Source organism: Candidatus Woesearchaeota archaeon (assembly GCA_016187565.1).
Classification (GTDB): Archaea; Nanobdellota; Nanobdellia; order Woesearchaeales; family JACPJR01; genus JACPJR01.
In genome coordinates, this window is the sequence record JACPJR010000009.1 from 1 (window position 1) to 23,252 (window position 23,252).

26 protein-coding genes are annotated in these 23,252 nt (G+C 40.9%); 10 read left to right on the forward strand and 16 right to left on the reverse strand.

Translation table 11 applies throughout. From position 1 onward, the window contains the following. Positions 1-156: 156 nt before the first annotated feature. Together HYW21_02135 and HYW21_02140 are read right to left on the reverse strand one after the other, a co-directional pair. Entirely contained in the window at positions 157-1,449 is a 1,293-nt protein-coding gene (locus HYW21_02135) for a hypothetical protein (protein ID MBI2548125.1), read from the reverse strand. A gap of 28 nt (positions 1,450-1,477) precedes the next feature. Beyond that, positions 1,478-2,839 (reverse strand): saccharopine dehydrogenase NADP-binding domain-containing protein, encoded by a 1,362-nt coding sequence (locus HYW21_02140; protein MBI2548126.1) that lies wholly within the window; start codon positions 2,837-2,839, stop codon positions 1,478-1,480. An 84-nt stretch (positions 2,840-2,923) separates the two neighbouring features. Here HYW21_02140 and lysS point away from each other — a divergent pair, with 84 nt between their 5' ends. The 3 genes from lysS to HYW21_02155 are packed head-to-tail and all read left to right on the forward strand — an operon-like array spanning position 2,924 to position 6,720. Continuing rightward, on the forward strand, positions 2,924-4,495 hold the full coding sequence (gene lysS / locus HYW21_02145; protein ID MBI2548127.1) for a lysine--tRNA ligase: 1,572 nt from the start codon (positions 2,924-2,926) through the stop codon (positions 4,493-4,495). After that, positions 4,495-5,952, forward strand: a complete 1,458-nt coding sequence (locus HYW21_02150; GenBank protein ID MBI2548128.1) for a M20/M25/M40 family metallo-hydrolase — start codon at positions 4,495-4,497, stop codon at positions 5,950-5,952. Before lysS ends, HYW21_02150 begins: the two co-directional genes overlap by 1 nt. 30 nt (positions 5,953-5,982) lie before the next feature. After that, complete coding sequence (locus tag HYW21_02155) at positions 5,983-6,720, forward strand: methyltransferase domain-containing protein (GenBank protein MBI2548129.1); 738 nt, start codon at positions 5,983-5,985, stop codon at positions 6,718-6,720. A gap of 18 nt (positions 6,721-6,738) precedes the next feature. Here HYW21_02155 and lgt read toward each other — a convergent pair whose 3' ends face one another. Beyond that, positions 6,739-7,506: a prolipoprotein diacylglyceryl transferase gene (gene lgt / locus HYW21_02160; protein MBI2548130.1), complete on the reverse strand. Its 768-nt coding sequence runs from the start codon at positions 7,504-7,506 to the stop codon at positions 6,739-6,741. A 155-nt stretch (positions 7,507-7,661) separates the two neighbouring features. Between lgt and HYW21_02165 the strand changes: the two genes are divergently transcribed. Further along, positions 7,662-7,889: an Lrp/AsnC ligand binding domain-containing protein gene (locus HYW21_02165; GenBank protein MBI2548131.1), complete on the forward strand. Its 228-nt coding sequence runs from the start codon at positions 7,662-7,664 to the stop codon at positions 7,887-7,889. A 13-nt stretch (positions 7,890-7,902) separates the two neighbouring features. On the opposite strand, the gene HYW21_02170 is transcribed toward HYW21_02165, so the two are convergent. Beyond that, entirely contained in the window at positions 7,903-9,153 is a 1,251-nt protein-coding gene (locus tag HYW21_02170; GenBank protein MBI2548132.1) for a dihydroorotase family protein, read from the reverse strand. An 85-nt stretch (positions 9,154-9,238) separates the two neighbouring features. Here HYW21_02170 and HYW21_02175 point away from each other — a divergent pair, with 85 nt between their 5' ends. Continuing rightward, entirely contained in the window at positions 9,239-9,724 is a 486-nt protein-coding gene (locus HYW21_02175; protein ID MBI2548133.1) for a hypothetical protein, read from the forward strand. A 1-nt stretch (position 9,725) separates the two neighbouring features. Continuing rightward, entirely contained in the window at positions 9,726-10,010 is a 285-nt protein-coding gene (locus HYW21_02180; GenBank protein MBI2548134.1) for a UPF0175 family protein, read from the forward strand. A 1-nt stretch (position 10,011) separates the two neighbouring features. Here HYW21_02180 and HYW21_02185 read toward each other — a convergent pair whose 3' ends face one another. The 4 genes from HYW21_02185 to pyrB form a co-directional block, all read right to left on the reverse strand. Beyond that, positions 10,012-10,833, reverse strand: a complete 822-nt coding sequence (locus HYW21_02185; protein ID MBI2548135.1) for a dihydroorotate dehydrogenase electron transfer subunit — start codon at positions 10,831-10,833, stop codon at positions 10,012-10,014. A gap of 71 nt (positions 10,834-10,904) precedes the next feature. Then, entirely contained in the window at positions 10,905-11,816 is a 912-nt protein-coding gene (locus HYW21_02190; protein ID MBI2548136.1) for a dihydroorotate dehydrogenase, read from the reverse strand. 20 nt (positions 11,817-11,836) lie between these two features. Continuing rightward, positions 11,837-12,328 (reverse strand): aspartate carbamoyltransferase regulatory subunit, encoded by a 492-nt coding sequence (locus tag HYW21_02195; GenBank protein ID MBI2548137.1) that lies wholly within the window; start codon positions 12,326-12,328, stop codon positions 11,837-11,839. Between the two features lie 14 nt (positions 12,329-12,342). Beyond that, entirely contained in the window at positions 12,343-13,269 is a 927-nt protein-coding gene (gene pyrB / locus HYW21_02200; GenBank protein MBI2548138.1) for an aspartate carbamoyltransferase, read from the reverse strand. Positions 13,270-13,621: 352 nt separating this feature from the next. Between pyrB and HYW21_02205 the strand changes: the two genes are divergently transcribed. Continuing rightward, entirely contained in the window at positions 13,622-14,173 is a 552-nt protein-coding gene (locus tag HYW21_02205) for a transposase (GenBank protein ID MBI2548139.1), read from the forward strand. 158 nt (positions 14,174-14,331) lie between these two features. Here HYW21_02205 and HYW21_02210 read toward each other — a convergent pair whose 3' ends face one another. The 4 genes from HYW21_02210 to HYW21_02225 all read right to left on the reverse strand — a co-directional run bounded on the left by HYW21_02210 (position 14,332) and on the right by HYW21_02225 (position 18,640). Continuing rightward, a complete protein-coding gene (locus tag HYW21_02210) occupies positions 14,332-15,561 on the reverse strand; it encodes a homocysteine S-methyltransferase family protein (protein MBI2548140.1) in 1,230 nt (409 codons plus the stop codon). Positions 15,562-15,684: 123 nt separating this feature from the next. After that, on the reverse strand, positions 15,685-16,464 hold the full coding sequence (locus HYW21_02215; GenBank protein ID MBI2548141.1) for a hypothetical protein: 780 nt from the start codon (positions 16,462-16,464) through the stop codon (positions 15,685-15,687). Between the two features lie 78 nt (positions 16,465-16,542). Further along, positions 16,543-18,006, reverse strand: a complete 1,464-nt coding sequence (locus tag HYW21_02220) for a radical SAM protein (protein MBI2548142.1) — start codon at positions 18,004-18,006, stop codon at positions 16,543-16,545. After that, on the reverse strand, positions 17,996-18,640 hold the full coding sequence (locus tag HYW21_02225) for a methyltransferase domain-containing protein (protein ID MBI2548143.1): 645 nt from the start codon (positions 18,638-18,640) through the stop codon (positions 17,996-17,998). Before HYW21_02225 ends, HYW21_02220 begins: the two co-directional genes overlap by 11 nt. A 106-nt stretch (positions 18,641-18,746) precedes the next feature. Here HYW21_02225 and HYW21_02230 point away from each other — a divergent pair, with 106 nt between their 5' ends. Beyond that, the gene (locus HYW21_02230; protein MBI2548144.1) at positions 18,747-19,247 is read left to right on the forward strand and encodes an Lrp/AsnC family transcriptional regulator; all 501 of its coding nucleotides are present in this window, start codon (positions 18,747-18,749) and stop codon (positions 19,245-19,247) included. Between the two features lie 5 nt (positions 19,248-19,252). On the opposite strand, the gene HYW21_02235 is transcribed toward HYW21_02230, so the two are convergent. After that, positions 19,253-19,546: a hypothetical protein gene (locus HYW21_02235; protein MBI2548145.1), complete on the reverse strand. Its 294-nt coding sequence runs from the start codon at positions 19,544-19,546 to the stop codon at positions 19,253-19,255. Beyond that, entirely contained in the window at positions 19,543-20,895 is a 1,353-nt protein-coding gene (locus tag HYW21_02240) for a hypothetical protein (GenBank protein MBI2548146.1), read from the reverse strand. Before HYW21_02240 ends, HYW21_02235 begins: the two co-directional genes overlap by 4 nt. Before the next feature lie 118 nt (positions 20,896-21,013). On the opposite strand from HYW21_02240, the gene HYW21_02245 reads away from it, so the two are divergent. Both HYW21_02245 and HYW21_02250 read left to right on the forward strand, forming a co-directional pair. Next, the gene (locus tag HYW21_02245; protein MBI2548147.1) at positions 21,014-21,160 is read left to right on the forward strand and encodes a hypothetical protein; all 147 of its coding nucleotides are present in this window, start codon (positions 21,014-21,016) and stop codon (positions 21,158-21,160) included. A gap of 276 nt (positions 21,161-21,436) precedes the next feature. Next, positions 21,437-21,778 carry a hypothetical protein gene (locus HYW21_02250; protein MBI2548148.1) on the forward strand — a complete coding sequence of 114 codons (342 nt, stop codon included), beginning with the start codon at positions 21,437-21,439 and terminating at the stop codon, positions 21,776-21,778. On the opposite strand, the gene HYW21_02255 is transcribed toward HYW21_02250, so the two are convergent. Continuing rightward, positions 21,775-22,509: a radical SAM protein gene (locus HYW21_02255; GenBank protein MBI2548149.1), complete on the reverse strand. Its 735-nt coding sequence runs from the start codon at positions 22,507-22,509 to the stop codon at positions 21,775-21,777. The genes HYW21_02250 and HYW21_02255 overlap by 4 nt on opposite strands. 242 nt (positions 22,510-22,751) lie before the next feature. Continuing rightward, on the reverse strand, positions 22,752-23,180 hold the full coding sequence (gene dut, locus HYW21_02260) for a dUTP diphosphatase (protein ID MBI2548150.1): 429 nt from the start codon (positions 23,178-23,180) through the stop codon (positions 22,752-22,754). Positions 23,181-23,252: the final 72 nt, after the last annotated feature.

Below are 23,252 nucleotides of genomic sequence, written 5' to 3' on the forward strand. Positions count from 1 at the left end.
ATTTTGGTTCGCTTAATTGCTTTTTTCTTAGTCGATTAAGAAGTAAAAACGCTAGAACAAAAACTTTTGCTTGCTGCTTATACAATGAAATTCATCTCTTGGCTAAAGCCAAGTAGGTTTCTTTCATGCAGCAAGCCTAAATGGAGTTTATGGAGTTTACAAATGCGGTCTGAACTCAGCTAAATCGTTTCTCATCCCAACCTGTTCTCGAAGCATTGGATGGAAAATCCTTCCGTCACGAACAACCATGCCGTTTTCAGGAAGCGTTGTTCCCTGCGACACAGCTCGTATGATATTCACAAGATAGGGAAAGATCATTCTAAAATATGCATCAGAGGCTGCTTTTGCGGTTGTTGTTCCTCCGGGAATCATACCTATAGTATTGTAGAGAACACGAGCCCCGTTGCTTTGTTCACGAGGAGAAGAGGCTTCAAAAGTATGTCCATCTGGACCAACCCAATAAAATGCATTGGGGTCTCCCCACTTTGTTTCAAAGGAATAACGAACACCACCAATAACCGGATCTCCTTCACCATCTGGTGTACTGGATCTATCTTGATCACAAGTATCATCGATAAATACTGCACCCTCTTTCATTGCTGCTAAGACATTTCTGGTAACAATTCTTGGATCACCAGGATTCCAAACGCTCGCATTGATAATTCCATCATATTGAGGTGCTACATCAACCATTTTCACTTCATCTCGAGTGATATCTTTGTAAAGAAGATCAAAAGACAAACCTGCAATCCTGAACTCACGACTCGCTCCACTTGAAACCAATCCGTTTGATCCTCCAATAATTGCAAAACGTAATCCTCTTTCTTGGTCACCAATTTTTCCATACGCATGAGAAATCTGATCGTAATTTGCTCCGTGAACCTCAGGAAAAAAATGAAAGGGATGACTATTCGCATACCCTTGTGCTCGGTGAGAAAGATTAACACCTTCTAAGAGAAGATGTACACCGCCAACGCCAGCATAATACCCAAGGTTAACTCCACGACGTTGTTCACCGGTTCTTCCATCCAGAACCCAGATGGTTTCTGGTGAATATGCCGTAACTCCTCCTCGTCCGAGTAATGCGCGCAACTGCTCTGGTCCTTGCCCTTTTTCAACATGAGCATAAAAGAAATTGACTCCATCAGGAAGAACGCCCTCTACTGGTCGTTGTTTGACATCAAGAAGTATATGACCTGTTTCCATAACCTCGTCTAAGTCAACGATTCGTGCACCAACAGCTTCATAATCCTTATCGGCGTATCCTGATTTTTCTCCCGCATCTTTTTCGACCATTACTTCAAGATCAACACGATCTCTGCCATTATCCCACGGTGCATTTTTTAGAAGAGGAACATTCGGTGGTGAAACGGCAACACGAGAGTCACCAGCTTTCATTGATTTTACAACACCTAGTCGAACAACACCATCGGTAATTTCTCGTACCATGCTCCCATCCCCCATTTATTTTTAACCATTATACTCCTTGTTCCCTTGTCTCCTGGAAATGAACAACGCCTCTTCCGAGCTTTTCTAAAAGAGGATGGTAAATCTCCGGCAATGTTGGGATATGGACTCCAGACAAGCCTCGAAGGTTACCTTGAAGTACAAGTTCTGCTGCATAAGCAACAGGTAATCCTACGGTAATTGCCATTGCAGTATCTCCATGAGGGATACCTTCTTTGATAAAAGAGGAGTTTACCTGCTCTCTCTGAGAACCGTATGATGCAAGAAGGGTATGATGCATGACAACCAAATCTGTTTGGCCCGGGGCATATTGTAACTTTTGGTTCACCAAACTCACGAGTGCATCAAAAGGAACATGAGCATCTGCGCTGAGTTGTTCATCTGAGAAGATACCAAGCCACTCCAGACGTTGCATGACCAGAGAGGAAGCATCAATACCGAGATATGCTGCAGCTGTTGCTGGTGTAAACGATCCATTTCGGCCCCCGTGTCTAGCGTGCCTATACTTTTCAGAGAAAATATCTCGATAGGTTTTCACGCTTTCCTCTGTCTTTTTGGCAGTACCATCAAAACATCCAAGTTTCGTAAGTGCCTGTACCGTTTCGCTCCAGCCAGCGTAACGAAGCGTTCCACGGAAAAAAGTTTCTACTTCCCCAGTAAGACCATACGTATCAACGTATGGTAATGAATCGCGATTATAATAGGCTTCAAATGTCCTTCCATCAGGAAGCGTTACGGTAAAGGTTTCAGTGTATAATCTACCTTCTGGAAGCTCTACGATGGTACCAGAACGCATAAATCTTGCTGGGTTTTTTGTTGCCGTAAGCATTCCCCGAGGACTCCAGCTCAACTGATAACTCAAAGGATTATTTGTAGGATCTGAAGGAAGCCCTCCACAGTAGGACTCAAAAGAAAGGACTCTTCCGCCTCGTTGATGGACGTCAGCAATCATTCTCATGGCACTCATATGGTCAATGCCTGGATCAAGACCAACCTCATTGAGAAGTAAAACTCCTGCACGTTCTGCAGCTTCTGACAATTGACGCATCCGCTCTCCTGCATACGAAGGTGTAATGAGATGGATTCCTTTATCAATGCAAACCTCTGCAATATCGGGGTGCATTGGAGGGGGTAGGAGACTAATAACAAGATCTGCTTTTTGACCATCAGATAGAATAGACCACAGATCACCGGCATCGCTAACCCGCGTTTCTAATGCGTGTCCTTCAATTCCCCTTATTCTTTCTGCAATACGTCCAGTAGCTTCTGGATTAGAGTCAACAACCAGAAGGTCATAAGAATGCGCTAATTGTTCAATTGCAGGTCCGGCCACCTGCCCAGCACCTAAAACAAGGACCTTTTGACGAACCATGCTATCGGAAATTGCGGGTTATTTATAAATATTTTGACAATCAAAAACAAAATTATTAAATACCCTCTTTGGTTTCTGGACACTATGCCGGGACAAAGTGAAGAAGAGATTATGGCCCATCGAAGAGCCCTTATCCAACAAATACGTGCTAGCGGAACAAATCCGTATCCTTATCGTTTTGCTTTGACACATACAACCGCTGATGTTCGAGCTGCATATGACGAAAGAGTTAATCCCAGAATTTCTCTTGATGACCGGGTACTTGTCGCTGGACGAGTGATGGTGATCCGTCGCAAGGGTCGCCAAACCTTCATGGATATGTATGACCAGGGGGGGAAATTACAGATTTCTGTTCGTAGTGATAGGGTTGGTAATGACGACTACACAAGAATCAGACAACAGATTGACAGAGGCGATATTGTTGGCATTGAAGGCAAGGTTATGAGAACAAGAACTGGAGAACTCACCGTCGATGCTGACCAAGTAACGCTTTTAACCAAATCATTACGACCACTTCCTACACCAGAGTACACAACCGCTGCTGGAGAAAGAAAAGGAGGCCTTGTAGACCCAGAGCTCATGTATCGACAGCCTGCGCTTCGTTTGATTATGCACCCAGGAGCACGTGACATTCTTTTGAAACGCGCCAAGGCAATAAGTTCTATGCGTGAAATTCTTGAACGCCATGGCTATACTGAGGTTGAAATACCTACCTTACAACCCGTGTATGGCGGTGCAGCTGCACGACCGTTTGTGACAACGATCAACGCATATCGCGGGATGGAGTTGTTTCTCAGTATTTCTCCAGAACTATATCTCAAACAACTCGTGGTCGGTGGCTTGTTTAACGGAGTCTACACCATTTGTAAAAATTTCAGAAATGAAGGCGTTGATCGAACCCATAATCCTGAATTTACCATGATGGAATGCTATAAAGCTTTTTGGGATTACGACGACCTCATGAAATTAACCGAAAACATGTGGGCAGAAATTTTTGACCGTGTTAATGGTTCTCCTACGGTTCGTTATGCTATGCCTCACCATCCACTTGGAAAGCAAACCCTTGATTTTACGCCTCCTTGGAAAAGAGAACGGTTCACTGATCTTATTGCTGAAAGGACTGGATTGGATGTTGAAAAGATGGATGCAGAAGAACTTCGTCAACGAGCAAGAAAACCCTATAAATCTGGAAAACCGTATCTCCAACTTGATGATCAGGATACCAAGAGCTGGGGTGACATGGTACAACTACTTTTTGAGGCGTATGTGGAAGACACCATTATTCAACCAACCCATGTTATCGACCATCCGCGTGAAAGTACACCCCTGTGCAAAGGCCATCGTCAGGATCCACGTCTTATTGAACGATTCGAACCATTTGTCTATGGTGTTGAAATTGGAAATGCCTACTCTGAATTAAATGATCCTCTGCTTCAACGTGAATTGTTAGAAGCCCAAGTCAGACAGTTCCGCAGCGGAGATCAAACAGTACCAAATCGTGTCGATGAACCCTTTTGTCGCGCAATAGAATATGGAATGCCACCAACTGCTGGTCTTGGCATAGGCATCGACAGATTAGTAATGTTCTTAACAGGCTCTGATTCCATTCGAGAGGTAATTGCTTTTCCATTCATGCGACCCGAGGGAAGCCCTTAATGACTACTACTGACCGACGTATAGAACGTGCAATGCACGGACTTAACACAAAGATAGAAGGAGAATTCTTTCCTTTCTTGCGGATAAAGACCATTAGTAATCCTGAGTATGGTCTGCATGACCGTGTGGTTGAAGGTGGAGAATATGTGGCAAAACTGTTAAGGAAGCGGGGGTTTCACGCTGAACTTGTTGATAACACGCCACATCCCTTTGTGGTTGCCAGACTAAACTCTTATGATTCTTCCAAGCCAACGGTTTTGCATTACTGCCACTTTGATGTGCAGCCTGCCTCGCGTGATGATCCTGGAGAAAAATGGATCACTGATCCGTTTGAGCCGTTGGCAAGAACAGAAAAAGTAACCCTCCATGGAGGAAGAAAAGTTACTGATACCAGAATTTATGCACGGGGTAGTGTGGATGACAAAGGCCCATTGATGGCACATCTTTGGGCACTTGACGCCTATAATGGTGATCTGCCGGCAAATATTTTCTTTATTGTCGAGGGGACTGAAGAATGTGGGGATGAAGGCGGCCTGGAAGCGTATATTCAAGATAACGCTCATAATATCCTGCCTACTGTGGTTACGCTTTTTGATTCCATAACCCATGTACCTGGCATCCCTATGATAACCACCTCATTACGTGGAGCAATTGCTGGAGAGTATACGGTCACAACAGCCAATGCTATCCAACATTCTGGTATTGATTCAGGAAATGTTCTTCCGAATCCAATAGATTATGTTATGGCCGTCTGGGGTAGATTAAAAGGTCCTGACGGGCGCGTGCTCATACCGAGGTTTTATGAAGGAAGAACAACGCTTACCCCTGAAATGCGTGCAGGGTTTGAAGCCCTTCCTTTCGATCAAACAGCATATCAAAAAAGTAAGGGAGCACGCTGGTTGCAGCCAAGTGATGAACCAGTATGGGAACGGTTATGGTTTGAGCCAACCTTGGAAGCCCATCGTTTGCGTCCAGGGATGGATGGCTCAATGATTCCTCCTGAGCAGTCACTAAAGTTTACTATCAGAATAGCTCCAGGCCAAGACCCACGGTATCTAGGAAAGTTAGTAGAGCAAGCCATTCGAGGTGCAGCTAGAGAATACAGAATTCCTGAGGGGAGTTTAACTGTTGCGATGAATCTTGCTCATGCACTCCCTGCGTTTAGTGAACAACAAGGACATCCAATTATCCATCTGATGGAAGAGGCTCTGAAGTCTGGTTTTGGAGTAGATGATTTCCACTATGTTGGTGGTGGTGGCAGTATTCCTCAGGCTTATGCATTCCAACATCACATGAAATGTCCTGTTATTGTCAGTGGCCTTGCAGAACCTGGAAGCAATTATCATGGAACCAATGAGAACATTCTCCTTAAATATGGTCTCCAAGCAGGGATTCGATCACATCTACAGTTTTATGAAATGCTTGCGGCTTACCATACAGTTAAAAGTCAGCGTTAGTTTACTTTACTATTTACTATAATCTATCATATGGCAACTAAAAAACTCCTCTACACCAAGAAAAAGGTATTTTATGTGAAAGATAGTGCTCAAGATTACCACACCCAGTTTGGCGTCATTAAAGCAAAAGATCTTCAACAAAAGGATGGTTCAATCGTTACATCCAACACGGGAAAAGAGTTCGTGGTGCTTACGCCCCAATTTATTGATCTGTACGCGAAGATCAAACGAGATGCACAGATCATTCCTCTAAAAGATGTTGGTGCTATTATAACAACAACCGGAATGGGTGCTGAAACTCGTGTTCTTGACGCTGGTGCTGGCAGTGGCGCATTGGCTTGTTTCTTCGCCCATCTGGTGAAGGAAGTGGTAACCTATGACATCCGAGATGATTTTATCAAGATTGTAGAACAAAACATAACAACACTTGGCCTAAAAAACATAACCGTGAGAAAGCAAAACATCTATGATAGCATATATGAAAAGGATACTGCATTTGATGTTGTTTCTCTTGATCTTCCGGAACCATGGAAGGTATTGCCGCACATTCATCAAGCCTTAACCATCGGTGGCTTTCTTGTTTCTTATAGTCCAACAATCCCCCAAGTTCAAGACTTTGTCAATGCCGTACATACGTACGACAGATTAATTCATCTCAAGACCGTTGAGATTATCCAGCGAGAATGGGATGTTGAGGGGAGAAAAGTTCGACCAAAGAGTATTGGCATCGGTCATTCAGGATTTCTGAGTTTTGTTCGGTTTGTCTAACGAGTTGTTACAATTCCCTTATCTCTGCGAGCGAGTAGAGATTTTGTAAATAAAAACAGTCGCAACAATGGCCATGACCAGCGAGAAGTATTGTCCGGTACTTATACCAAATAGAATTCTTGGATCGTCTCTCCAAAAGTTCGTGATAAAGCGCAAAACGCCATAAAGCCAGATGAACAGCCAGAAACGTAAACCCTTAGGAAGGTTCTTTGATTTCCATGTCCAGAAAAGAATGCCAAATATAAAAAGGTTTTTGAGAGATTCATACAGTTGCGAGGGATGACGACATCCTTCAACGCCTTGATATTGCACACACCACGGTACGGTTGTTACCGTACCAATCAGCTCAGCATTGATAAAGTTGGCAATCCTTCCAAATGCCAATGCCAAAGCAGCGGGAATAACGAGAATATCTGCAAGCTCGTAAAAATCTACCTTGTATTTACGACAAAAGAGGTATCCTGCAATAGCAACACCTATCAATGCTCCATGAAAAGACATCCCTCCATGCCAGAGATAGAAGAGTTCTAGTGGATTCTCCAGAAATGAACCAAGATTGTAGAACAAAAAAAATCCGAGACGTCCTCCAACGATAACGGCAAGGGTAAGATAAATCATGAAATCTAGCAGATTTTCTTCAGTTATGTTCTTGATCTCTTGCTTTTTTGACAAAGAACGAAGCATAACATAGGCAACAAGAATGCCAAAAACATAGACTAATCCATAATAGCGAATTTGTAGAGGACCAAGGTTAACCAATACGGGATCGATGTTGTGATAAAACATACAGGTAAAAAAAATCGTAGACTATATATGTGTTTCGTTCTCTGGTAATGCCTTCTGGTAATGTCGGTTTTTGGAAACTATGGCCACCTAAGACCGAAATGTTTTTATGTACGTCTCTCTTTATACTTACCGTAGATCAACAAGGAGGGATAGCTATGTTAGCCTATGTGTTGATAAAATTAAAACGAGCTGAGGAAAAAACCTTGAAAGAGGAGTTAGAGAATTTTCCTGAAGTGGAAGAATCTCATGTCCTCTTCGGTGAATGGGATATGATTGCCAAAGTGAATGTAGAATCACAAGAGCAATTGGCCTCGTTTATGATTGAGAGAATGCGTCGCTTAAACGGCGTAGCACTAACAAGTACGTTAATTGTTGCTGCGTGATTCCTTTAGGGTTTTACGAACGGTTCTGAAAGAAGGGTGTGGCTTTTGTTGTTGTTATCTTTCCATTTGCATAAATAAGTTTTCCATTAACAACGGTTATCACTGGCCATCCCTGAAGGACAAGCCCTTCAAACGGCGTCCAGGTACATTTGCTCAAAAAAGTCTTTCCAGTAACCTGTTGTTTTACCTGAAGATCAACAACAGTAAGATCAGCGTCATAGCCTTCTTTGACATATCCCTTAGTGCGTAAGCCAAAGATGTAGGCCGGTTTTATGACCATCATCTCCTGAATTCGGTGAAGGCTTATTTTTCCTTTACCCACTGCATCAAGCATGAGCGGAAGAGCCGTTTCAACACCAGGAACTCCAAACGGAGGATTTATACTTTTCTTCTCTCCTCGTGTGTGAGGGGCATGATCTGTTCCAAGAGTATCAATCGTTCCATCACTGACAGCATGCCAGAGCGCTTTTTGATCTGCTCGGGTCTTTAAGGAGGGTTTCATCACCGCAAATCCATGCAAACGATCTTGATCATTGTCCATCAAGAACAGGTGATGCGGAGTAGCTTCTGCATAAAGAGGGGCTTTTTTGTCACGATGTTTTTTTGCATGACGAATCATAGCAATTTCTTCTTTACTACTCACGTGGCAGATGTACAAGGTTGTTCCATAGTTACGAGCAAGAAGTATTGCTTTCTGGACATCTTTTCCTTCTGCATGCACACAAAGTACTTTCTTTGCTTTGGCAACCATACTAAAAATCTCCTTGAGAACATCTTCATCCTGAACAAGTAACCCACCGGTTGTTTGTCCCATATACAGCTTTATTGAGCAAATATCGTATCGTTGTAACGCCTTCCTCAGTTCTTCCTGATTATTGGAAACAGCTCCAAAATGAAATCCATAATGTACCACACTTTTTGCTGCAAGTTTCTTTTTCTCTTCGAGGGCTTTAATGGTCGTTGTCGGTGGAATGGTGTTAGGCATATCAAAAAAGCCAGTAAAACCGCCTTTGGCCGCAGCGCAACTGCCTGAGAAAAAATCTTCTTTGTACGTTAATCCTGGTTCTCGAAAATGAACGTGAGGATCAATAAGCCCAGGAAGAATAATACGATTTTGGCAATCAATGATAGGTATATTCTGCTTGGCAGGATTAATCTCCGCATTTATCTTCACAATTTTCCCGCCACCTACAAGGACATCAACGAGAAAAAGCTTGCTTTCTTTCAAGATCTTACCCTTTTTCAGAAGTATTAATGGAGACATACCTCTCAAAAAAAGGTTGCTAGATAAATACTTTTTGTTTGTTTTGTCAATACCTTTATATATTACAAATGTTTACAATAGTAATATGTTTGTCTCAAATGCTTCAACATTAATACTCTTAGCCAAAATAAACTCACTACAAACGTTTGTGGAGAATGCACCAAGAATCGTAATTCCTGAAGTAGTTCAAGCTGAAATATTTGCAAAAAAGACATTTGATACAATGCTCATCGCAAAGGAGATTCAAAATAAAAAAATTTCCGTTCAAAAAACAAACCCTAAAAGATGGGAAGCTGTAATCGACCAATTCCGGCTTGACGCTGGAGAGGCTGCAACCTATGCTTTATTTGATAAAAGAAAACATGGTGCAATTTTGACTGATGACGGCGAACTTATGAAGGTGTGCAAACTTAAACAGATTCCCTTTATTTGTGCACTCGCAATTGTTGTTAGGCAGTATGAAAAAAAAGTTATAACAAAAGAGCAAGCATTGCGAAAACTGCAAAATTTAGTTGAAATTGGAAGATACAGTCAGAGAATTTACGATCATTTTAAACAGGAGGTAATCTAAAATGGAAACAATATCCGTAAGAATGGACACTGAAGATCTTACCTTCTTCTCTCGGGTTTTAAAAGAAAAAAAATCAACCGTTCTTCGTGAGCTTGTACAGGAAGGAAAAAAATATAAGGCGATTGAGCTATTCCGCCAAAAAAAAGTAAGTTTAGGGTTAGGAGCAAGATTGGCCGGGGTAACCTTAAGCGAATTTATTGATTTGTTACGGGAACAGAATGTGACGCTCAATATCGAGGAGAATGATGTTGAAGAAGCCTTGAAAACAGTAAGGAAAACGTGGTAACTTAAACTTTATGATGTTCTGCTAAACTTACTTTTCTTCCACTTTTGAGTCTGGCAGTTGCTCCAAATTCTGAAAGTGTTGACAAAACTTTTCCTGAAAACACTGGCCCGTCAATACAGGTGATTTTATCATTAACCATACACTTGCCGCAAACACCAAACCCGCAGGACATATAACGCTCAAGTGATGCTTCGCAGGGAATCATGTATTGCATACACAGGGCAACAACCTTTTTCATCATAATCTCTGGCCCGCAGGTGTAGATCATTTTGATTGTTTTATTTGATGAAAGAACTTCTACAAGAACATCGGTCGTAAAGCCTTTTTTTCCGTGGCTGCCATCATCAGTAGTAATTAACATTTCTTGCTTCTTGTAGCGCTGAAGATAGATAAGTTGTGCTTTTGATCGTGTTCCATAGATAATAAGCGGATCTTGTAGTTGGTCTATTAAGGTAGCAACTGATGCAATGCCAACACCACCAGCAACAACACAAGCAGGATTTTTTATCGTAAAGCCTTTCCCGTATGGTCCTCGTATTCCCAAACGGTCTCCTCTCTTTAATCGAGTTAATGCTTGGGTGAAAGGCCCAACACTTTGAGCGGTAAACGCAAATTCATTATCAGTAGAGTAAGAAATAGCCATAGGTTTTTCATCAACACCCGGAAGCCAGACCATGACAAACTGCCCTGGTTGGGGAGGTTTGTTAGATCCATTAAGAAAACTCTTAAAGAAAAAACTACACTGTCCTTTTCCCTCCTCCAAAATACGATGGATGGTCATGACCCGAGGAACATCTGTTTTACACGAACAATTCGTTTCCATAACAACACCTTATACTCCTTATACTCCTTATTGTGTCTTTTGTATCCTTTTTGCTATTTCTTCTTGTTGTTTTACTTTTTCTGTTGTTGGTGTGCGCATCCTCTGATTGCATCAAGCGAGGATATCTTATGCTCTTTCATCCACGATTCCATCTCTTCACAAATCTTGAGGAAGACCTCATCACCATGATAGTAAACTGCCGTACCAATGCCAACAGCAGTAGCACCAGCCATAATCATTTCAATGGCATCTTTACCCGAGGTTACTCCACCAGTTCCAATGATCGGAATCTTAACCGTTTCATAGATTTCATACACGCATTTCACTGCTATTGGCTTTAATGCAGGGCCTGAAATGCCACCTATTTTGCTCGCTAATAGTGGTCGGCAGGTTTCAAGGTCAATAACCATACCAGGATAGGCATTAATGGCAGTAATAGCATCTGCGCCAGCCTCTTCAACTGCCTTTGCCATTGCTTTGATATCATAGATTTTAGGACTGAGTTTAATGCTTACAGGGATCTTTCCAACATTTCGTTTAACCTCTTTGGTTACCTTTGCTGCTAAAGCTGGATCTGCGTCATAAACCTGCCCGTAATCCATATGAGGACAAGAAATATCAACTTCGATCATTGCTGGCTTCAACGAAGACATTTTTTTTGCAACACTGCCAAACTGCTCCAGAGTATAACCAAAGATACTTCCGATAACAGGAATAGAAAGGTCATCTAAACGCTCAAATTCTGTGCATGCACTCTCAATACCTTGTCCGGGAAGACCAACACCGTTCAGAAATCCACCGGGATAAGCAAACATCGTTGGATTGGGATTACCTTTTCGCTCTTCATGGCAGAGTGATTTAAGCGTAACTGCGCCAGCACCTTTTTTACCCAGACGGTCAATCGATTCTTTGGTTACGCCAAGAATTCCTGAAGCAAGGATAGTAGGATTTTGCAGTCGTATCCCACAGAGTGTTATGTTCATGGCCATTTTCTTAGCAGTTTTTAGAACTGAATTTCATCACCAACCATCGCTCGTTCACAATACCAACATTTGATAGTTAGTGGATGTTTCTTGATCGACACAAATTTCGTTGGTGTAGTAAGATGGTTCGTAATACAATTAGGATTTGAACATCGAAGAATTCCTACAATCTCTTTAGGAACCTCTACCGTCATTTTCTTAAAAACACTATGGTTCCGAATGATATTAATCGTTGCGGTTGGTGCAAGCATGGCTAATTTATTTACTTCTTTGTCCGTTAACTCCTTGCCTTCAATTTTAACAACATCCTTGTGGCCATGTTTTTTGCTTTCAAGATTCATACCAACCGTCATAATATGTTCAGTTGTTTTGGTAGTTAATCCGAGGACTTCAAGCGCCTTCAGGGCCTTTCCGTGGGGAATATGGTCAATAACCGTGCCATATTCGATAGCATAAACTCTGTACGGACGTAAATCGCCTTCTTTACTTGCTTGTTCCTTATCTTCAGGCATCGCTTTTTCGGTTTTCATGTTATCGCATTCAGGATTAATGCTAAAAGTGCTTGACGAATCGGAACGCCATTATATGCTTGTTCGAAGTAAACTGCATTTTCACTCGAATCTAATTCTGGGTTAATTTCGTCTACTCTCGGGAGTGGATGTAAGATTTTCAGATCTTTTTTAACATGAGTTAACATGCTTTTATCAAGTTTATAGATACCTCTTACCTTTTGATACTCAACAGGATCTGCAAACCGTTCCTGTTGAATTCTCGTTGCATACAGAATGTCAAGTTCTTTGCTCACGTCATGAAGCTGCGTCACTTCGACAAATGAAATCCCTTTCTCCCGTAGTTCTTCAAGCTGCACGCGGGGCATGCGCAAGGATTCTGGCGCAATAAAATACATCTTGCATTTGAAATGCGCAAGAGCAGAAACAAGAGAATGGACTGTTCTTCCATATTTTAAATCTCCTAAAAATCCAATATGGAGATCAGTTAATTTTCCTTTATACTTCATAATCGTATAGAGATCGAGGAATGTCTGGGTTGGATGTTGATTGGCACCATCACCTGCGTTAATAACTGGCTTGATTGACATCTCGGCAGCAATACGGGCAGATCCCTCAAGAGGATGTCGGATAGCAATGACATCACTGTAACCGGTGACAATACGAATGGTATCAGGTAAACTTTCTCCTTTCGATGTTGAGGTATTCTTTTGATCTGAAAATCCAATGACCTTTCCGCCAAGCTGGAGCATAGCGGTTTCAAAACTCAACCGTGTTCGTGTCGAAGGCTCAAAGAAAAGAGTTGCAAGAACTTTGCCGTGAAGGAGTTCTGGATGAGGTTTTTGCTCCATCCGTTTGGCAATTTCAAGGATATATAAGATATCATCACGAGAAAAGTCTTGAATAGAAATAATATCACTGTTTGCGAAGGATTGATGCGTCATCTTAAAAAACAAAAGAAGTGCCTTGTTCTTTAAATATCTTTTGCTTTTTGTTTCATCATGTTTAATTTGATTATTAGTTTACACTTTAATAATAAGCCGAGATTTCTGCACTTTTGGTGATTTAAATGGAAAAATTGAATGAAAAAAAAGAAAGTGGGTAGTACAGCAATACAGAAGCGGTAGAAGTGCTACTTCTACTAAGAAGGTAGGGAAGCCAAAAACGAGTGTTAATCCTTCTTTTGTAAAGAAGGTTGTTGAGATCAGAAAATCTATGGACTATGGGAGTGAAAAAATACATTTTGTTCTCAAGAAGTTTGGATTTGGGGTCTCGCAGCATATTATCCAAAGGATATTGGATGAACAAGGCTTGACAGAGCCATGTGAAAATAGAAGGGGTCAAAGAAAATACGTGAGATATCAATGGCCTCTAATCAACTATATGTGGCATACTGATTGGAGCCAGTACAAAGATAAATGGTATTTATCTTTTATAGACGACAGAAGCAGGAAAATCATGGCTTCTGGAGAGTTTAACAATGCTTATGAAGAAAATACTATTTTCTTGCTTTACCAAGCCATACTGACAAACGAAGTTTGTCCTGCTATAGTATTAAGCGATAAAGGAACGCAATTCTATAACAGTACGCCTAATAACAAGGGTGAATTGACACCAAGTTTATTTGAGCAAGAGCTTAACAAGCTTGGAATAGAGTTCTGGACTTCAAGAAGGAACCATCCACAAACAAATGGCAAGATGGAGAAATGGTTTGACACATTCAAGAAAAGAAAGAAGAAGCATCCTGATGAGACTTTACAAGAATTTGTAAAGTGGTATAATGAGGAGAGAATCCATCATGCTTTGGAGTATAAAACCCCAGAAGAAGTTTACAGAGAAAATCTGTAAACCAATTACCGAATTGTAAACTGATTTCCGAATTATACGCTTTTGTTGACGATAGAATACCTCACAATTTGAATATTAGTTGACAAACTGAAAAACTATGTGAAGGGGTGTCTCATTTATAAAGTTTAAAAATAACCTATATACTGCAGAAGCGACAACTAATATAACCGTTTCATGGTATGATGATCTGTTCCACAACAACCACCAATGATCTTAAGATCAAATCTATTTACTAATCCGGTAACTCGACTCGCAAAGTCTTCAACGGGAATGGCCTGTTGTGTTGTCATAGATTCATACTTTCGTGGATCATTTTCAGAGGATGCATTCGGATGTATTCCTATAATCCAATCACTATTGCGAGGTCTATCTGGACTGGCCAATCCTCCAAAAGTGGAACCCCCATCTCGTTGTAATTGTTCAAGAGCACGTTCGGTAACTTCAGGGCTATTACAATTGATAGAAATCCCGACAGGAGGATACAATCCTCTGCTTGCAATAAAATGCCGCAAAGCATTTAATGCCAACTCTAAACGCTGAGGACCATAAAGATTATGCTGATCACAATAAAGCCTGCCCTGTTCATCCAAACAAAGTGAGATAACATATTCTTTTTGAGGCTCAATTGCTTGGAAGGTACTGGTCGTAGGATCATAGGATGGTACCAAACGACCAAATGCTTCAGATCCCATGTATCGTACCTTGTTAAGTAAACTCTCCATATACTTTCGTGTTCCTGAAGTCGTGAGACGGTCTTTTGAATCGCTGATATGCAACACTTTATGTGCTCTGGTAAAGGCTACTGCAGCACCAATTGCTGCATGTAAGGAGGGGACCGTTTCAAACATAAGATAATCTAATGGATGTCCAAATCTAATGGCTGCAAATACTTGTGGAAGATACTTATTGTCAATATCTGGAGGGGTTCTTTCTGCTTCATAACATTCAAATGGCGGTCCAACACTCATCGCAAGTAAGGTATTTTCTCGTGATCGTTGAGCATGTGTTATTGCACCTTGTGCAATAGTTATAGAATCTAAACAGAACTCTAGACCAAGTGCAGGTAAATTAGGATCAACGCCCCTTACTGACGCAGCTGCTTCAAGAACTTGTTTGGCTAATCGAAATGAGGGAGTAACAACAACAAGAGGATGATCATTTGGAACGCTAGCTACATAATCTAGTGCAATTTGTTGCAAATAGGCTTGACCTTTTTCGGTAAGTAAGGCAGAACAACCAGCTCCAAGAGATTCTAAATTTGGCACTCCTGCTGCCATTTGGGGACTTTCAACAACATCTCGAGCAACTCGTTCAGCAACTTGAGTTCCATAAGGACCAATAATCGAAAGTCTTTGTCCAGTATTAATGAGATCCGATAATCGTGGCATAGTATCTCATCAGAGAAAATCAGGGGTTTATAAATGTTTGCTTTGATAGCATTTTTAAGTAGTTACAATCTAGTGGACGTGGCCCATATTTGCTCTGTCTCAATGAAGGAAAAGATACCTTCGCTAATAGAACTCCTGAAGCCTACGTTCGTTTCTCTGTTTTGGCGATTCGCTTTGTCCTTTCCTTGCTTCTCCCTTATCTTCGGTAATAAGACTCATAAATTTCTTCTGCGATCTCTGTGGAAGCACATCACGCACAAAACGGACTAATGTCTCTGGTTTTCCAAGTGGGGAGGTCTGAAAGATAGGTAAAAGTTTCTCTTCAAAGGAAGGCTTGCTGACTATTCGTTGAATTTCTGCATTTGTCAGAAGAAGGCTGAGAAGTTGTGCTCTGCTGTTCTGCGTAAGGAGTTTCTCATCCTTGTCAGTGCTTATCAGCTGGGCAAGTTTTTCTGCATTACCAAGGAATACATATTTCAAGAGCTGTAAGGTCCTGATCACTGGGCTCTGATAATTCTGTTTGTCAAGGGTAGTAAAAACATCGTAAAGAACATTCTCAAATCGAAGAATTTGAATGCCTGGAAGCTCTTGGGGCACTTCATTGACGCCAATAACCAGAACTCGGGTATATTCATAGACTTCTCCGAGGTGTTCTTTGATACAGGCATTAACGGTCTTGACAACCGCACGACTCGTAAACTTGTTCAAGTATTCTTCAGAAGCTAAGACACTAGAACTTACACTGCAACTTAATTCTATATGCTGGATATGCTCTACTTTTTTGTCTTGCAGCTTGATGGCAAGAATATCAACAGTTCTATTTTTTCCTGCTTTAATACTGTTAATAGTAAAAAATCCCTGTCGGTGAAGCCACCAATTCATGATCTCCTTTTCAGGATGCATGAGCACACCCCCTAGACCAAGAAAAAGGACGTGAAGTATTTAAGGTTTTCGAGTAAAGTCATTTTACGTTAATGGTGTCTATAAGCACACTCCTAACTTTGTTGCCAAAAATTCAAGTCTTTCTATCACACCTTTGTTATATCGTCTAAATCCTTCCTCTAATTCAGACCTTTTTTCTATGAGCTGATCTCTTCTAATCTGATATGTAGGACTGGTTATGAAGTTATAATACTCTCTCATAACACTTTCCCAAATCTGTTTCTCAGTTAAGTGAGGATGATCATAAACTAACCTTGTAGTATCGAATAATCCCCAATCAGGAGAAAGCCTTCTCTCCTCATGAGCCCACACTTCCCATACTTGAGTCCCAGGCATAGGAGTAAAGCAGGTTAATCTTAATTCGTCATACGGTTGCTCTCCAGATAAGCCCTCATTTCTTTTTAAATCTTGTAAAGTATAATTTGGTAAACCTGTCATCCTAAAACCCCAACCCAAAATTCCATGTTCTCTTAATAATCTAAAAGGTTCATAGAAATCGAGATGTTTTTGTGCTCCTGGTTTCCTTAAATAAACTCTATCTTCACCAGCAGGAGACTCAACACCTACTGCTATTTTTACAAATCTTCCTTTCGCAAGTTTTTCAACAAAACGAGGTGTCAAAGCTGCTGCCATAGTTTCTGCTGCAAAATGAATACCTATATCTAAATCTCCCAGTTCTCGAACTAATCTTTCAGCCCATTGACCAAAAAAGTTTTCTCCTTCAAAGAAGATAGTTTTAACTCCGTTTTCATATAATTGTCTAATCTCTTCTAACACGGAATCTGCTGATTTGACCAATACCTTAGAACCATAATAGCTTGGAACTTCACAGAATACACATTCCATCGGACATCCAGCAGATTCTTTAATAGAACCGTAATAACCGGGAGGATAAACACCAAAATTTTGAGATTGCCACTTGTCTGAGAATATTCTCCCGTCATAAGGCATTCTCGACGATATAGCATCCAAATCGAGACGATCATTTTTTGTCCAGTTAGGATTAATTATCTTCTTTTGAGGATCTCTCTTATTGCCGTGTGGACTGTATTGTTTCAGAAAGTCTTGAAATCTACCGAGATTAGTTCCTCTAAACACAAAATCAACGCTCTCCATCTCACAAAAATCACTAGGCCTAAATGTAGCGTGGTAACCCCCCACTACGGTAGTTACACTAGGATTTCTGGATTTAATTTCTTCTGATAATACTCTTACACCGGGCACATGTAAACTTAACGCTGAGAAACCAACAATAGTTGGATTATGCTGTAAAATATCATCAACAACGTCAACTATATCTGTAGTTTGTGGCTGAACAACAACGCCATTCCAACCAGCTCTTCTTGCTATATCAGCTACAAAACTTGGTCCTAAACTTGCCTCAGGAGCGGGATCCAATAGTTGTCTAAAGGTTAGTTGTATTTCATCTACTTCTGGAATGGTCTGATGATTTGGTAATTGAGGATAGGTAACCACTATTGTTTCAAGACGTTTATTTATCATTTCTTAGAACGATTTTACAAGCTGTTGAGAATGGATTATCACTTTCGTATCTTTCATCAGATTCGACAGTTATTGGTAATCCTGAATGATAGAGCAGTCTATCATAATCCATTAAAGAATTCCATACAATCGTTTCTTTTGGAAATCCAACGTTGGCTGCGTGATAAGCAATAAGTTCTTGCCATTTAACTATGTCTTGGTTTCTCGATTTACAATAATCGAGAATGGCCATTTTAGATCCTGGCTTAGTTACCCTTAACATTTCTTCTAAAGCTTTTCTTGGATCTTTAACAACACACAAGGTGAACGTAGAAACTGCCCCGTCAAAATAGCTATCTGAAAAGGTCATGGAATGTACATCCATCTCTTCTAGTTGAATTTGAGCTTCTCCTTTTTTTTCTCTTGCTACCTCAAGCATTCCTGGTGTAATATCAATGCCAACAACACTAACTCCTCTACAAAAATAAGGTAAGTCTAATCCGGTGCCTACGGCAGCTTCAAGAACGTTGAATCCAGGCTTAATTCCTAAAGACCCAATAAACTCTTTTCTGTCAATATGCCAATATTTTCTCATAACTGTTTCATAGGTTCTTGCTCCAGAATTGTAAGCCGTTAGTATATGTTGTTGTTCCATCTTGTTGCTCCATAAAAATAGTAATATGCTATAGTTTAAGTATTTATTCAAACTATTTTTACCAAAAAACGAAATATTTATATATTAATTTACCATAATAGTAAGTATGAAAGAACTATTTTCTATAGAATTTGGAGAGAAAATAAAGTTAGACAATAAAGACAAAAAAATTATAGAATTAATTCAGAAAAATGCAAGAATTTCGATAAGCCAGATGTCTAGAAAAACAGGCATTCCTCGAGATAGTATTAAGTATAGATTAAGAAGATTAGAAAAAGAGAAAGTGATTAGATTTTATCATGCCTTTTTAAATCCTTCAAAATTGGGTTACCCTATGTATACTTATGTTACCTTTGTTCTCTCAAATGTCACACAAGAGAAAGAGAAAGAATTTATCTCGTTCTTGGTGAGTCACCCAAATATTATTTATGTTTCAAAGAACTCTGGTAAATGGGACTTCACTATTGGTATATGTTCAAAAGAATTTAAAGAGTTCGATGATATCATCAGAACTGTTAGATTAAAATTCTCAGATATAATAAAAGAATTTGAGTCTAGCTCGGTAATACAAGAATATAAGTATGATTATATGGCAGATCTAATATAAAAAATCTATTCAGAAAGATTTGCAAGGAGTTCGAGTTCGGCAAGTGCGTCATCAAGGCCATCGTCATACAACAGCTCAATCTCATCAGAAGATACTTGCCCTGGTATCTCTTCTGGAATGACATTGTCATCTCTTTCGAACGTCGTATTTTCGCGTGGTGGTGGTATCATACCTTCATCAGGAAGAATTTTTTCTACAACCTTTTCCTCTCGTTGTTGAGCGCATCCGAGGCTCGTAACTACCAAGAGGATAAGAAGAATAAAGACCAGTGGTTTTGTAATCCATTTTACCTTGTTCATGATGTATCCCCATTCATGCTCTTCACACTAACGCTCTTGATAAGCTCACGCCATGACTGCTGTGTATCTTTGATGACTGCCTTTTTCTCCTCAAACGTTTTTGCTTCATGGAATGCTACTTTGCTTGCTTCAATATCCACAACAAAAGAGATGACGGCATCCTCAGATAATTTGTTTTCATCAAGCAACCGCTCTGCCTCTTCCTCAAGATTGTATAATCGAAACTCAACAAGATCGTAGACTTTCTCAGTTACGTCATCCATACAACTTCTTTGCTCGTCTCCACTGAAACGATCACATGCTGCTTTCTCTGTTGCAATATCCCCAAGATGAAGTTGTTGCTTGACGCAAGAAACGCGAGGAGGTCCGTTGGGGAAAGACCAACATTTGCCGATAGCCCGATAGGTTGCAACACAGTCCCCCTCATCTTCATCAACCGAACGACAATATTCCGGGAAAAAGTTTTCGTATTCATCCTCTTCCTCTTCTCTGAGATTGAGACGACATTTTACTCTATCAGTAATAGAAAGATATCCTCCACATTTGAGTGCATTTCCCTGGTTTGTTTGGCTTACTTCCTTACCTTCCTTCTCTAGCCCTGTCCCGTCTGCTTGGTTACCTGTTGTTGCTTCACTGCACGCTGAGGTTGCATACACATAGTACCTTCCTATACAATTCTGATGGCTAATTTGAAGCACGGTTACGGGTAAAGAATCATTCAAGGAGAGATGATATTTTTCCTTATCGTTACTCTCTTGTTCTACGTGCAGGTATTTCAGCTCCGGGGAGTATGATGCTGACCCATAACTCAGGATCTCTCTGCTCGAGTTAATAGTAAATGAATAGGTAAGGTCATCAAGCGAGGCATTGGCTAAGGTAAACGTAGCTTTAATACCTGTATCGAGCTTTTGGCAGTTTTCAATGGAGAGCGCAACAACCTTACAACTAAATACTAATCCTGGACAGGTAAAGGTTACGTTTCCATTACGCTCATCGCCAATAAGGTATGATCCGGCGCTTGTTAAAATTGCCTCGTCAGAGGTAAAGGTTGTTCCTTCCCAAATTCCAGAGAGATTATGCAAAAGAGTTCCGTCATCAAGGTTGGTAATCGTTACTGGAGTTATGGGTGGGTTCTGTCGGAAAGTTACCATGCCTTTATCATCACAGCTTGGCGTGGTGAGATACGGCCCTGTGCCACTTCCTCCTGAGTTTCCTCCACCTCCTGAGCCACCGCCATCTCCTCCCCCTCCACCGCCCTTTGCTACCGTGAGAGGTGTTATGAAGAGCATAAGAAAGAAAGGCACGAGAAGGAAGATAAAAACGGTCCTAGAAGCGTATTTTTGGTCCATACATTCACCATTTTTGTGATCAAACTTTACAATTGTGAACTTTTTGCTATTTAAACTTTTCGGAAGTCAAAGCTTCATCCAAAAAAAGGGTTAGCAGCCTCAGGCAAAGTCCCATCAAATGATTGAATCCAACCGACAAGGGGGATGTCCCTTACGGGGAATGTCGGCGATCATAGACGACATAGAGGACTTTGAAGCTGCTAACTTGAGCGTTACCAAACTGTTGGATGAAGCTGAAAGTCAAAAGGAGTTGCCCAGAATATAGATTCCAGTAGCTAAATTTATTTATATATGGAGGTCGTGGGAACAGTATCATGATTAATTTCCAAGCCACACCTGTACCTAAGAGTGTTATGTCTATTCTTTGTCCGATGGCTTGGGCTAAATGTCTGCGTACAGTGGTCATTACTGGCGTTATCTGTTAAGTTCCTGCCGTAGGCGGTTCTTAACAATGCACCGGTAATGACGCTACGTTCTCGCTTTACCTGGTGTTCGTTGGAACCGCCTCCTTTCCCATTTCATAACCAAGGAGGTGAAGAACATGCAACCACAAATGCACAACTACCATTGTGTAGTGTGCCAGGAGGTTATAACAAACCCCCTCTGTGCAGATTGTATTGGGGAAGAGATAAAAACCTGGAATGTGGATCTTCAAGTAGGTCTACCTCTTCCGAGTACCGGAGAGTTCATCACCCTGAAATCTCCATGGTGCGTCATTTGTGGAAAAAACGTACATGTTTGCCCTTATTGTTCAACAGCAGAGCTCTTTGATTACCTCGAAGAATTTCATCCCGAATTAGTCGAGATCTTTCTCTCGCTGTTTAGTTATGACAATGAACACACAGGGTATGAAAGAGTAAAAGAGCACCATAACGTCCATTAACTTCTTTTCTTTATTATTTTTATTCTTAAGTTAGGATATTTTATCAAGCAGGATGCACGCAAATGCTGCATAAACGTAAAGGAAGGTGCACGAATCTTTTGCATGCGTAGGGGCATTACTTTTGTCGGTTGAAAAGCCTCTAAGATCCAGGTGCAATGCATACCATCAATGCCTGAAGCAATCTTTAAGAGGTCTTCTTTTCGGTACAAGAGCCCTGGAACAATGCTTGTTTTGACCTCAAGAGTAAAACGATCATGGATTGCATGTAACAATAGCAGGCTTTTCCTTACCTTAGCCATGGTCTCTTCAAGAGGTGTGAAGAATGTTTCCACGTTGTTGATTCGTTGGAAAAAGGGTGCTTCAAAAGGGCTATTCAGGATGAGACGTATTCTATCAATAAGCTTTTGTTGAACGAGATAGTTAAGTACCTCTGGTTTTGATCCATTAGTTTCAATACCTACTCGTGCATTGAAACGCTTAACAAAGCCAAGCAACGAGAGAAGGGCCTGTCGCTGGATACACGGTTCGCCTCCAGTAAAAACAATCTCTTTTGTATATGGAACAATTGATTTAAGTTCTTCTTTAATAGGTTTAAGGTCTACCCGACATTCATCAGAAAATTCAAGATACATCGGAGTAGGACTAAATGCATATTTAAAATTTGATCCACAGAAAACAAGTCCATGCACTTGACGAGAAATAGGGAAGATGCCAACAATATAGGCTTCCATAGCATACGAAAAAGCAAAGAGCTATATTTTGCTTTCGCTAGGTATCAGAAGCGTCTTGCTCTTGCGATTGTGCTTTTATTTGTCGTACTTTATGAGGCGTAGTCCCAAAATCAGTAAGTGTGTCGGTAAGTGTTTTGTTTTTTAAGATAGTACGATAACTGATACTCATAGTGTCACCTCTTTTTGCTGCCAGCGGAACATACCATCAATATCCATCAGTCAAACACGCTTACAAATGATGTCTAATGTAATCCTGTACTTCCAAAGCCGTTCCCACTCCGCATGGTCTCGGCAAGGGACTCTACTTCCTGTACTGTTGCATGAACAACTGGCTGGATAATCATTTGAGCGATACGCATGTGTTTGGTAACCTGGAATGCTTGATCACTAAAGTTTTTAATAACAACGCTGATCTCACCGCGGTATCCTGAATCAATAACTCCAGCAAAGGTATGGAGTTGGTGTTTAGCGGCTAAACCACTACGATCCCAAATTAAACCGACATGCCCTTGAGGAATTGCAAGATGTAATCCTGTCTTGATAAGACCCAGTTCCCCGGGTTTGATTATGATTTCTTCGGCAGCCCTAAGATCAAAACCCGCATCCCCTTCATGAGCATAGACTGGTAGATCAACCTCCTTGTTATTGCGCTGAATCTGAACGGTTGTCATTTTCTTCTCTCCTGTGCTACGAGTAAGTTCTATTTAAAGTCTATGGAGTCAAAACCTATAGGTTTGAGCCCT

Excerpts from the sequence above, each read along its gene's own strand:
- dut (MBI2548150.1), bottom strand. The coding sequence starts at position 23,180 with ATGACAACCGTTCAGATTCAGCGCAATAACAAGGAGGTTGATCTACCA.
- HYW21_02150 (MBI2548128.1), top strand. The coding sequence starts at position 4,495 with ATGACTACTACTGACCGACGTATAGAACGTGCAATGCACGGACTTAAC.
- HYW21_02250 (MBI2548148.1), top strand. The coding sequence starts at position 21,437 with ATGCAACCACAAATGCACAACTACCATTGTGTAGTGTGCCAGGAGGTT.
- HYW21_02135 (MBI2548125.1), bottom strand. The coding sequence starts at position 1,449 with ATGGTACGAGAAATTACCGATGGTGTTGTTCGACTAGGTGTTGTAAAA.
- lgt (MBI2548130.1), bottom strand. The coding sequence starts at position 7,506 with ATGTTTTATCACAACATCGATCCCGTATTGGTTAACCTTGGTCCTCTA.
- HYW21_02220 (MBI2548142.1), bottom strand. The coding sequence starts at position 18,006 with ATGATAAATAAACGTCTTGAAACAATAGTGGTTACCTATCCTCAATTA.
- HYW21_02215 (MBI2548141.1), bottom strand. The coding sequence starts at position 16,464 with ATGCATCCTGAAAAGGAGATCATGAATTGGTGGCTTCACCGACAGGGA.
- HYW21_02210 (MBI2548140.1), bottom strand. The coding sequence starts at position 15,561 with ATGCCACGATTATCGGATCTCATTAATACTGGACAAAGACTTTCGATT.
- HYW21_02170 (MBI2548132.1), bottom strand. The coding sequence starts at position 9,153 with ATGTCTCCATTAATACTTCTGAAAAAGGGTAAGATCTTGAAAGAAAGC.
- HYW21_02255 (MBI2548149.1), bottom strand. The coding sequence starts at position 22,509 with ATGGAAGCCTATATTGTTGGCATCTTCCCTATTTCTCGTCAAGTGCAT.
- HYW21_02190 (MBI2548136.1), bottom strand. The coding sequence starts at position 11,816 with ATGAACATAACACTCTGTGGGATACGACTGCAAAATCCTACTATCCTT.
- HYW21_02185 (MBI2548135.1), bottom strand. The coding sequence starts at position 10,833 with ATGGAAACGAATTGTTCGTGTAAAACAGATGTTCCTCGGGTCATGACC.
- lysS (MBI2548127.1), top strand. The coding sequence starts at position 2,924 with ATGCCGGGACAAAGTGAAGAAGAGATTATGGCCCATCGAAGAGCCCTT.
- HYW21_02240 (MBI2548146.1), bottom strand. The coding sequence starts at position 20,895 with ATGGACCAAAAATACGCTTCTAGGACCGTTTTTATCTTCCTTCTCGTG.
- HYW21_02225 (MBI2548143.1), bottom strand. The coding sequence starts at position 18,640 with ATGGAACAACAACATATACTAACGGCTTACAATTCTGGAGCAAGAACC.
- HYW21_02180 (MBI2548134.1), top strand. The coding sequence starts at position 9,726 with ATGGAAACAATATCCGTAAGAATGGACACTGAAGATCTTACCTTCTTC.
- HYW21_02155 (MBI2548129.1), top strand. The coding sequence starts at position 5,983 with ATGGCAACTAAAAAACTCCTCTACACCAAGAAAAAGGTATTTTATGTG.
- HYW21_02230 (MBI2548144.1), top strand. The coding sequence starts at position 18,747 with ATGAAAGAACTATTTTCTATAGAATTTGGAGAGAAAATAAAGTTAGAC.
- pyrB (MBI2548138.1), bottom strand. The coding sequence starts at position 13,269 with ATGACGCATCAATCCTTCGCAAACAGTGATATTATTTCTATTCAAGAC.
- HYW21_02165 (MBI2548131.1), top strand. The coding sequence starts at position 7,662 with ATGTTAGCCTATGTGTTGATAAAATTAAAACGAGCTGAGGAAAAAACC.
- HYW21_02195 (MBI2548137.1), bottom strand. The coding sequence starts at position 12,328 with ATGCCTGAAGATAAGGAACAAGCAAGTAAAGAAGGCGATTTACGTCCG.
- HYW21_02175 (MBI2548133.1), top strand. The coding sequence starts at position 9,239 with ATGTTTGTCTCAAATGCTTCAACATTAATACTCTTAGCCAAAATAAAC.
- HYW21_02140 (MBI2548126.1), bottom strand. The coding sequence starts at position 2,839 with ATGGTTCGTCAAAAGGTCCTTGTTTTAGGTGCTGGGCAGGTGGCCGGA.
- HYW21_02245 (MBI2548147.1), top strand. The coding sequence starts at position 21,014 with ATGATTGAATCCAACCGACAAGGGGGATGTCCCTTACGGGGAATGTCG.
- HYW21_02235 (MBI2548145.1), bottom strand. The coding sequence starts at position 19,546 with ATGAACAAGGTAAAATGGATTACAAAACCACTGGTCTTTATTCTTCTT.